We start from the raw sequence: 9,626 nt of genomic DNA on the forward strand, positions 1-9,626 counted from the left end.
CAGTGGGAGCCGCTTGCGGGTTCGCTCGCAAGCGGCTCTTCTACGAGGGGACGTCTTGGGGGGACAACGGTCATGAGTGACGACACCAGCGGCTCGGCTTCAGCGGAACGGGGTCTTGCCGGCGCCGCGACCGACGTGGCGAGCTTCGACGACGAACACCGTAGCCTCGGGCGTCAGATCCAGCACTTCTTCCATCAGTTCCCGACGACGATCCCGTTCCTGATTCTGATCCTCGCGGTGGTTGCCTTTACCCTGGTAACCGGCGGCAATTTCCTCAATCCGCTCAATCTCAGCCTCATTCTTGCTCAGGTGACGTTGATCGCGACGCTGGGGACGGCGCAAACCCTGGTGATCATAACCGCCGGCATCGATCTGTCGGTGGGCGCCATCATGGTTCTGTCGTCGATCGTGATGGGCAAGCTCGCGGTCGACGCAGGCGTTCCGGTGTTTCTCGCTTTTCCGCTAGGTCTAGCGACCGGTTTGACTTGCGGTTTGCTCAACGGCCTACTGGTCACTGTTCTGCGGCTGCCGCCGTTTATCGTGACCCTCGGCACGTGGAGCATTTTCGCGGCGTTGGTGACTTTGGTGTCGCGGGCGGCGACCATCCGCTCTCAGGACCTCGACCAGTTCGCGCCGTTCCTCAAGGTTCTCGGGCAGCGCATCCAGTTCGGTGGCGGCTACTTCATCATGTACGGCTCACTGCTGATGATCATCATCGCGATCATCATTTGGTATGTGCTGAGTCGGACGGCGTTCGGCCGCCACATCTACGCCATCGGTGACGATCCGGACGCGGCGCGGCTCGCCGGCATCCAGGTGACCAAGACGCTGATCGGTGTCTACATGCTCGCCGGCTTTCTCTGCGGCGTCGCCGGCTGGATCCTCATCGGCCGGGTCGGTGCGGTGTCGCCGCTGGGCAACCAGACCGCCAACCTCGACGCTATTACCGCGGTGGTGATCGGCGGCACGTCGCTATTTGGCGGGCGCGGCTCGATCATCGGCACGTTGTTCGGCGCTCTGATCGTCGGCATCTTCGACAGCGGTCTGTCGCTCACCGGCGTCGATCCGTTGTGGCGCATGCTGACTGTCGGCGTTCTGATCATCGTCGCGGTGGCGATCGACCAGTGGGTGCGGAGGATCTCGTCATGAGCGAAGCGCCGATCCTCGAAGCTTCCGGACTGGTCAAACGCTACGGTCGGGTCGTCGCCCTCGACAACGCCGAATTCAGCCTTCAGCCCAACGAAATCCTCGGCGTCATCGGCGACAACGGTGCCGGTAAATCGACGATGATTAAGGTGCTGTGCGGTGCCGTGATCCCCGACCAGGGCGAGATCTGGCTGCGCGGCGAGAAGGTCGCGTTCCGCTCTCCCTTGGAAGCGCGGCTGGCGGGAATCGAGACGGTCTACCAGGACCTCGCCCTGTCGCCGGCGTTGTCGATCGCCGACAACATGTTCCTTGGCCGGGAAGTGCGGAAGGGCGGCCCGTTCGGCGCTTTCTTCCGTCTGCTCGACCGCCGCGGCATGCAGAAGATCGCCCGCGAAAAGCTCTCCGAACTTGGCCTGATGACCATCCAGAACATCAATCAGGCAGTGGAAACGCTTTCCGGCGGCCAGCGTCAGGGCGTGGCGGTGGCGCGAGCCGCCGCCTTCGGCAGCCGCGTCATCATCATGGACGAACCGACCGCGGCGCTCGGCGTCAAGGAGTCCCGCCGGGTGCTCGAACTCATGCTCGACGTCAAGAAGCGCGGCCTGCCAATCATTCTGATCAGCCACAACATGCCCCACGTGTTCGAGGTCGCCGATCGCATTCACATCCATCGCCTCGGACGCCGGATCGCGGTCATCAATCCCAAGGATTACTCGATGGCCGACGCGGTGGCGATCATGACCGGGGCGATGGAACCGCCGCCGATCGAGCAACAGGCGGCCTGACCGGCGGAAGCCAATCCGGCGTCGCAATCAACAGGAGAGGACGTCATGGACCTTGGACTGACCGACAAGGTCGCGGTCATCACCGGCGCCAGTATCGGCATCGGGCTCGCGGTCGCCGAGGGGCTGGCGGCGGAAGGCGCCCACGTGGTGATGGCGGCGCGACAGGGCGAGCGGCTCGGCATCGAAGCCGATCGCATCGCCGACGCCTACGGCGTCAAGACCAGCGCCGTTGCTTGTGATGTGGCAACGGCGGACGGTTGCGACGCGTTGATCGCGGCGGCGCGCGAGGGCTTCGGCGGCGCCGATATCCTGATCAACAACGCCGGTACCGGATCGAACGAGACGATCATGGAGGCAGCGGACGACAAGTGGCGATATTACTGGGACCTGCACGTCATGGCCGCTGTTCGCCTGGCCCGCGGCCTGGTCCCGACAATGAAGGCCCGCGGCGGCGGCGTGGTGCTCCACAACGCCTCCATCTGTGCAGTGCAGCCGCTGTGGTACGAGCCGATCTACAACACGACCAAAGCGGCATTGATGATGTTCTCCAAGACGCTGGCGACCGAGGTGATCGACGACAATATCCGGGTCAACTGCATCAATCCCGGCCTGATCCAGACGCCGGACTGGGTGAAGACCGCCAAGGAACTCACCGCCGATAGCGGCGGAGACTGGGAAGGGCACCTCAAGGGCGTCGCCGAGGAATACGCCGCCATCAAGCGCTTCGGCACGGCCGAGGAGTTGGCGAACTTCTTCGTCTTCTTGTGCTCCGACAAGGCGACCTACAGCGTCGGCTCCGCCTATTTCGTCGATGGCGGGATGCTGAAGACGGTCTGAGTGTTGCCCGTCGAGCGTCCCTCGGGCCTTGCCGTCCGGCGGCGATAAGCTAGGGTGCCGCCGGTTTTCGAGGGCGCGATGCCTCCCTTCAGGTTCCTTCAACCGCCACAGGATCCGGCGGCATGATCCAGCTCGTTTCGGCGGGTGTGCTGACGGCGATCGTCGCCTTCGCGACGGCGTTCGCCATCGTGCTCGCCGGCCTCGGCGCCGTCGGCGCGTCGCAGGCGGAAGCCGCCTCCGGCCTTTTCGCGCTATCACTCGCCACCGGGGTCATCACGGTGGCGTTGAGCGTGCGTTGGCGGATGCCAGTGATGGTGGCGTGGTCGACTCCCGGGGCGGTGCTGCTGATTAACAGTGGTGCCCAAGACGGCGGCTTTGCCGTCGCCGTCGGCGCGTTCCTCGGCGCCGGCGTATTGACGCTGGTCGCCGGCCTGTGGCGGCCGTTCGGCAGGGCGGTGGCCGCCATACCGATCTCGCTGGCGAGTGCGATGCTCGCCGGAATCCTGCTCGATATCTGCCTGGCGCCGATCCGCGCGGTGGGTGAACTGCCGACGCTTGCGTTGCCCATCATCATCGCCTGGGCGGTCACCTTCCGTTTCGCCCGCCGCTATGCGGTGCCGGTGGCGGTCGCCGTGACCGCGATTATCGTCGCCTGGGCGACGCCACTGCCCTCGGCCGTCTCCATTGGTCTGCCGTCGCTTGTCGTGGTCACACCGGTGTTTACCTTCGACGCAATGATCGGCCTCGCGGTGCCCTTGTTCATCGTCAGCATGGCGTCGCAGGGAATACCGGGCCTTGCCGTGCTCCGCGCCAACGACTACCGGCCAAATGTCAGCGGGATCTTCGCCGTGACCGGCGTCGGCAGCATCGTCACCGCGTTCTTTGGCGCGGTGACGCTTAGCCTCGCCGCGATCACCGCGGCGCTGTCGGCGGGGCCGGAAGCCCATCCCGATCCCAACCGCCGGTGGGTGGCTGCGGTGGTCGCCGGTGTCACCTATGCGCTGATCGGCTTCGGCGCCGCCTACGCGGCAGCGTTCGTGGCCGAGTCGCCGCCGCTTTTGATCCAGGCGGTAGCCGGGCTCGCTCTCCTCGGCATCTTCGCCGGGTCGCTGACCGCGGCGATGGTCGACGAGGCGGACCGGCTACCAGCGATCATCACCTTCGCCACCACCGCATCGGGGGTCTCGTTTCTCGGTATCAACGCCGCTTTCTGGGGCCTGGTGGCCGGTGGCATCCTGATGGCGCTGTTGCGCATGCCGGTGGGGCGGCGCTGAGCGCGCTACATCATTGAGGGAGGACAATATGGCAATCGTGGTTTTCGGGGCTGAAGGGAATGTCGGCCGTCGGTTGAAGGCGGCGCTACCCGACGTGGTTGGCATTGATGCCGCGCCGGGCGCCGATATTGTCGCCGACTTGGCAACGGTCGACTACGATAGCGGGCCAGTGCACGACGCTCTCAGAAACGCCAGCAGTGTCATCCACATTGCGACTGAACCCAATCCCGGCGCTGCGGACGATGTGCATTGGCAGTCGGTGGTCAACACGGCGCGATTGGTGAGAGCTTGCGCGCAGCTCGGCGTGCCGCGGCTCGTCCTGCCGTCCTCCGACTGGGCCGAACCGAAGGCGGCCATGCCCAAGATCAACGCCTATGGCTGGTCGAAACGGGCGATGGAAGCGTTCGCCGAGATGTACAATCAGGAGCCTGGCCGGGTCGCGGTCGCCTTGCGGATCGGCTGGGTGCCTCGGAGGCCGGATGAGCTTGAGGGCGCGTCCGATTGGCTGATGGCCAATTATTGGGACGACGAGCAGGTCGTCCGGGAGTTCCGCACCGCTCTCGGCCTCGACGGCTAGATCAGCCCGCGCTCCGACAGGTTGCGCATCAGGGCGCCAGTGCCGAAGGTCCACGGTTCGGCGTCGGCGCTGTAGACCACCGTATTCGCCAACCGGCCGAGGCGCGGCGAGGAGACGGTAACGATGTCGCCGACCTTATGGGTGAAACCCTGTCCCGGCTCGTCGCGATCGTCGACCGGGGCGAACATGGTCCCAAGATAGAGCACGACCCCGTCCGGGTATTGGTGATTGGCGCCGAGCGTCGCGCCCATCAGATCGGCCGGGTCGCGGCTGATCTTGCTCATCGCGCTCGACCCGTCGAGGCGGTAGCCGTCGGGTCCCTCGACGGTCAGGCGGATCTCGGCCGACCGGACATCGTCGAGGGTAAAGGCGGAATCAAACAGCCGGATGAACGGCCCGAGCGCGGCGCTAGCATTGTTGTCCTTGGCCTTGCCCAATAGGAGCGCCGAACGGCCCTCGAAATCGCGCAGGTTGACATCGTTGCCGAGCGTCGCGCCGACGATCGTCCCCGAAGGGGCGGCGACTAGCGCCACCTCCGGCTCCGGGTTGTTCCAGCTTGAATCGGAGCGCACGCCGATCTCGGCGAGGTGGCCGACCGCGGCCATCGGCGGCGCCTTGGTGAAGACCTCGGCGTCGGGGCCAATGCCGACTTCCAGGTATTGCGACCACATGCCCTTGTCGATGAGGAGCTGCTTCAGCGCTATCGCCTCGGGCGATCCGGGCTTGAGCCGGGCCAGGTCGTCGCCGATCGCCGACTGCATCTCGGCGCGGATCGCGGCAGCCCGTTCGGGCGCGCCGCGCGCCTGCTCCTCGATGACGCGCTCGAGCATCGAGACGGCGAAGGTGACGCCGGCAGCCTTGATCGCCTGCAGGTCGGTGGGCGCGATGAGCCACGGACGGTTGGCGTCGCGGGCCCCCGGCGGCGTGTTGGCAAGGATATCGGCGAGGAGGCCGATCGGTTCGCCGGTCACGTCCTTGGCGAACGCCGCCGGCTCGGCGACTTCGCAAAGCATCGAGACAGTCGGCGCGCCTTCGGAGACGTCGACGAGTTCGGTCCCGCGCAGGACAACCACCGACGGACCGGCCTTGTCCGGCCGCCACACCCGCCCGATCAGCGTCGCGGATTCGTGGTCGTCGGGTAGGGCGAAGGCAAAGCTTGCATCGAGGGTCATGGACCGGCGGACCTTTCTGTCGTTACCGACGCCGTTGTTAGCAAAGTCCACGTGGCATCTGGGCAACAGATCGTCGCGAGTCTGACACAGCCGTTGCCCGCTGCCGACCAAGTCCCTAACCTCCCGAGTCGGGGCGAGTGAATGAGTCAGATTCGGATTGCCGAATCTGCCGCTGACATGTGGGGCTGGGATGCTGTTCATCCGGTCAATGTGCTGTCTCGCCGGCGTTGCCGGTCTGGTCGCCGTATCGGTGGCTTCTGCTGCACCGCGGGCCGATGGTGGCTTGCTCGACGAGCAGCCGGCAGCGGCCTTGTCGGTGCCGACCGACCATGCGCTCGACCGCGAGATCATCGTCAACAACTGGGTTCTGTGCGTCTCGCAGGGGTTTGCCGAGGAATTGGTCCAAGCGCGCGAAGTGAGCGCGCAGGCGGCGGCCGAGACGTATGAGGAACTCAAGGCGGAGAAGTCTTGTGGGTTGTTTCCCGAGCTTCTCGTCATCCTCCGCGAACCGCTCTACATCGGCTCCATCGATCAGAACCGCGATGCCCGGGTGTTCGAGGCGCTGGTCAATCTTGCCGGCAACTGGGCGTCCGCCTTCGTCGTGTCAGGCAGCCTGGCGGACTGACAAGCGTCGTCCGCCGCGCGAACACCATCGGTGTCAGGCCTCTAGCCGAGCTTGCTGCACCGCGTTGGCAGCATGTCCGATAAGGAACACAAACTTTCACACTTTGGCCCATCGGCTATCAAGATCGGGCCAGCTTCTCCGGTTGAGGTAGGGACGGGTGAGGGGGCACGCCGGGTGACGAGGAGATGAACCCGGTGTCCTTTCAAACCAACCGTAATGGGGATGTTCCTATGAAGAAGACCCTTACTGCCATCAGTGCCGCGGCCCTTCTGGCGGCGTCTTCTCTCGCTGCGCTCGCCGCCGAGGCGAGCGGCGCGATCACCAGTGTCGATGTTTCGGCCGGTCAGATCACGATCGACGACGGTAGCACGTTCTTCCTGCCACCGAGCGTCGACGCGGCCGCTCTTCAGGTCGGCCAGCAGGTGATCATCGAATACGAGCAGGGCGCCGACGGATCGCTGAACGCGATGTCGGTCGAACCGGCCAGCTAAGGCCGACGCACCTCATCCACTTGCGGTCGCGCCGACACACCGGCGCGGCCGCTCTTCGGTCACATCACCGCGCCGATCTGCCAGGGTACGAATTCGTTGTCGCCGTATCCGAAGTCTTCGGATTTGGTGCGCTTGCCCGATGCCACGGCGATCACCGTCTCGAAGATTTCGCGGCCCTTCTCTTCGATGGTCACCCCCTCGAGAACGTCGCCGCAATTGATGTCCATGTCTTCTTCCTGGCGTTGATAGGTGTCGCTGTTGGTGGCGAGCTTGATCGATGGTGCAGGCTTGAAGCCGAAGGCCGAGCCGCGTCCGGTGCTGAAGACGACCACGGTGCAGCCCGAGGCGACCTGACCAGTCACGGAGGCCGGGTCGTAGCCGGGCGAATCCATGAAGACGAAGCCGCGCGAGGTGATCGGTTCGCCATAGAGATAGACGCCGCGAAGCGTCGTCGTTCCGCCCTTGGCGGTCGCTCCCAGCGATTTCTCCAGGATCGTCGTCAGGCCGCCGGCTTTGTTGCCGGGCGACGGGTTGTTGTCCATCTGACCGTCATTGCGGGCGGTATAGTCCTCCCACCAGCGAATCCGCTCGACCAGCTTCTCGCCGACTTCGCGGTTGGCCGCGCGCCGGGTGAGCAGGTGCTCGGCTCCGTAGATCTCAGGGGTTTCGGCAAGAACGCCGGTGCCGCCCTGCTCGACCAGGATGTCGGTGGCCCGACCGAGCGCCGGGTTGGCGGTGATGCCGGAATAGCCGTCGGAGCCGCCGCACTGGAGGGCGACGGTGAGTTCCGAGACGGGCACGGTTTCGCGCTGGGCGGCGGCGATCGCCGGCAGCATCTCCTCGATCACCGCGACGCCGCGCTCGATCGTCTTGCGCGTCCCGCCTGTCGCTTGGATCGTCATGGTGTGGAAGGTGTCGCTTTCCTTGAGGCCGTAGTCATCCATGAAGCCTGGGATCTGCATCACCTCACAGCCAAGCCCGACCATCAGCGCGCCGCCGATGTTAGGGTGGGTCGCGTAGCCCCATTCGGTCCGTTTCAGTGTGTCGTAGCCGACACTGCCCTTGCCGGCCATGCCGCATCCGGTGCCGTGGACGAAGGGCACGATCCCGTCGATGGTAGGGTAGTCGTCGAGCATCCCGGACCGATTGACGGCCTCGGCGATGAACCGGGCAACCGATGCCGAGCAATTGACGCTGGTCAGGATGCCGACATAGTTACGGGTACCGATCCGGCCGCTGGCGCGCCGGTAGCCTTCGAAGGTGCGGCGTTCGGCTTCGGGGAGGACCCGTTCGGCGGTCGCGTCCTCGGCGAAGCGATAGTCCCGTTCGAATTCGTGGACGAAGCAGTTGTGACTGTGAACGTGGGCGCCGGGCGTAATCGCCTCGCTGGCGAAGCCGATGATTTGGCCGAACTTGCGGATCGGATCGCCAACCGCCACCGGCGCCGTGGCCATCTTATGGCCCTTCGGCACCCGCGCGGTGGCTGTGATGCCTTCGGCAACCGCGCCCGGCAAGATTGGGTCGATGGCGACGACGACGTTGTCGTCGGGGTGGAGCCGCAGCACGCGCGGCGCCGCCGCGCGGTCGGAGAGCCCGGTCGGCGGCGCGACGATGGTATCGGAAGACATGGGCGCGTCCCTTTGGATTTGTTCTTAAGACCGCCCCACCATCTAACATTTTAGTCCGCACGCCAAGATACAGTTGTGACAGGCCCCTCTCGCACCAAGTGGTACGATGACGGTCAGGCGCTATTCGCGCGCCGCCTCGATGTCGACGCGGGTTGGGAAACTCGGCTGCGCGCCTTTCTTGGTGCAGGACAGGGAGCCAGCGATGGCGGCATTGGCCATTGCTGTCCTGAGGTCGGCGCCTTCGTCCAGAAAAGCAGCGAGGACGCCGGCAAACGTGTCGCCTGCACCGGTCGTGTCGACCGGTGTCACCGGTAGCGCCGGCACATGGACGAGGCCGCCCGGGCCACTGGCGACCGCGCCGTTCGGTCCGAGCGTTGCAATCACGGTGCGGTCAAGGCGGCGGGCGAGAGCATTGACGACCGCCTGATCGCCGCGGGCGGACAGACCGACATAGCGCGCAAGGTCGGCGGCCTCGTGTTCGTTGACGACGATCACCGAGGCGGGCCCGAGTTCCTTCGGCGTCAGTGGCGCAAACGGCGCGATCGATAGAACCACCCGTGCGCCGGCCTCGGCAGCGCGCCGCGCCACTTGGAGGTTCTCCTCGTGGCGAACCTCCATCTGCAGGAGAAGCGTATCGGTTGCTGCGAATGCGCCGGCACCAACCTGTCCGGCGTGAGTAGCCTTGTTGGCTCCCGACGAGACGACGATCGTGTTTTCGCCACGCGCATCGACGGTGATGATGGCGACGCCGGTCGTTCCCTGTCGCCGGGCGACCGCGGACAAATCAACCCCCGCGGGTGTCAGTTCGGTCAACGCGGCATCGGCGATATCGTCATCACCAATCGTGCCGATCAGGCGGACATCGGCCCCGGCGCGGCGCGCCGCGAGCGCCTGGTTCGCGCCCTTTCCGCCCGGGATTAGGGAATAATCGGAGCCAAGCACCGTTTCACCGGGATTGGGGATCTTAGCGACGTCGCAGACGAGGTCGACATTGATCGAGCCGAAAACCGTTATCATCGCGCCGTCCCTGCTTTTCGCGCTTGCACAGCGGGTGTTCGCAATCGCACAATTGGTCTAGTAGCCTGTTTTCC

Annotated in this window: 10 protein-coding genes; 7 read left to right on the forward strand and 3 right to left on the reverse strand. The window is 65.3% G+C overall.

Annotated elements, in window-relative coordinates; all coding sequences use genetic code 11:
• Positions 1 to 72: 72 nt before the first annotated feature.
• The 5 genes from ACO076_RS06265 (at position 73) to ACO076_RS06285 (ending at position 4,619) form a co-directional block, all read left to right on the forward strand.
• Positions 73 to 1,149: an ABC transporter permease gene (locus ACO076_RS06265; protein ID WP_421725865.1), complete on the forward strand. Its 1,077-nt coding sequence runs from the start codon at positions 73 to 75 to the stop codon at positions 1,147 to 1,149.
• On the forward strand, positions 1,146 to 1,931 hold the full coding sequence (locus tag ACO076_RS06270; protein ID WP_421725866.1) for an ATP-binding cassette domain-containing protein: 786 nt from the start codon (positions 1,146 to 1,148) through the stop codon (positions 1,929 to 1,931). Before ACO076_RS06265 ends, ACO076_RS06270 begins: the two co-directional genes overlap by 4 nt.
• A 45-nt stretch (positions 1,932 to 1,976) precedes the next feature.
• Entirely contained in the window at positions 1,977 to 2,768 is a 792-nt protein-coding gene (locus tag ACO076_RS06275; protein WP_421725867.1) for an SDR family NAD(P)-dependent oxidoreductase, read from the forward strand.
• A 122-nt stretch (positions 2,769 to 2,890) separates the two neighbouring features.
• Entirely contained in the window at positions 2,891 to 4,042 is a 1,152-nt protein-coding gene (locus tag ACO076_RS06280) for a benzoate/H(+) symporter BenE family transporter (protein ID WP_421725868.1), read from the forward strand.
• A gap of 28 nt (positions 4,043 to 4,070) precedes the next feature.
• Positions 4,071 to 4,619: an NAD-dependent epimerase/dehydratase family protein gene (locus tag ACO076_RS06285; protein WP_421725869.1), complete on the forward strand. Its 549-nt coding sequence runs from the start codon at positions 4,071 to 4,073 to the stop codon at positions 4,617 to 4,619.
• On the opposite strand, the gene ACO076_RS06290 is transcribed toward ACO076_RS06285, so the two are convergent.
• Positions 4,616 to 5,791: a fumarylacetoacetate hydrolase family protein gene (locus ACO076_RS06290; protein WP_421725870.1), complete on the reverse strand. Its 1,176-nt coding sequence runs from the start codon at positions 5,789 to 5,791 to the stop codon at positions 4,616 to 4,618. The two genes, ACO076_RS06285 and ACO076_RS06290, sit on opposite strands and share 4 nt — an antisense overlap.
• Positions 5,792 to 5,981: 190 nt before the next feature.
• Between ACO076_RS06290 and ACO076_RS06295 the strand changes: the two genes are divergently transcribed.
• Positions 5,982 to 6,416, forward strand: coding sequence for a hypothetical protein (locus ACO076_RS06295; RefSeq protein WP_421725871.1), 435 nt, complete (start codon positions 5,982 to 5,984; stop codon positions 6,414 to 6,416).
• 230 nt (positions 6,417 to 6,646) lie between these two features.
• Positions 6,647 to 6,907, forward strand: coding sequence for a DUF1344 domain-containing protein (locus tag ACO076_RS06300; RefSeq protein WP_421725872.1), 261 nt, complete (start codon positions 6,647 to 6,649; stop codon positions 6,905 to 6,907).
• Positions 6,908 to 6,966: 59 nt separating this feature from the next.
• On the opposite strand, the gene ACO076_RS06305 is transcribed toward ACO076_RS06300, so the two are convergent.
• Together ACO076_RS06305 and ACO076_RS06310 are read right to left on the reverse strand one after the other, a co-directional pair.
• Positions 6,967 to 8,535 (reverse strand): UxaA family hydrolase, encoded by a 1,569-nt coding sequence (locus tag ACO076_RS06305; RefSeq protein WP_421725873.1) that lies wholly within the window; start codon positions 8,533 to 8,535, stop codon positions 6,967 to 6,969.
• A 120-nt stretch (positions 8,536 to 8,655) separates the two neighbouring features.
• A complete protein-coding gene (locus ACO076_RS06310) occupies positions 8,656 to 9,552 on the reverse strand; it encodes a ribokinase (RefSeq protein ID WP_421725874.1) in 897 nt (298 codons plus the stop codon).
• Between the last annotated feature and the right edge of the window lie 74 nt (positions 9,553 to 9,626).

The organism is Bauldia sp., from assembly GCF_965232525.1.
In the GTDB taxonomy this organism is placed as follows: Bacteria; Pseudomonadota; Alphaproteobacteria; order Rhizobiales; family Kaistiaceae; genus Bauldia.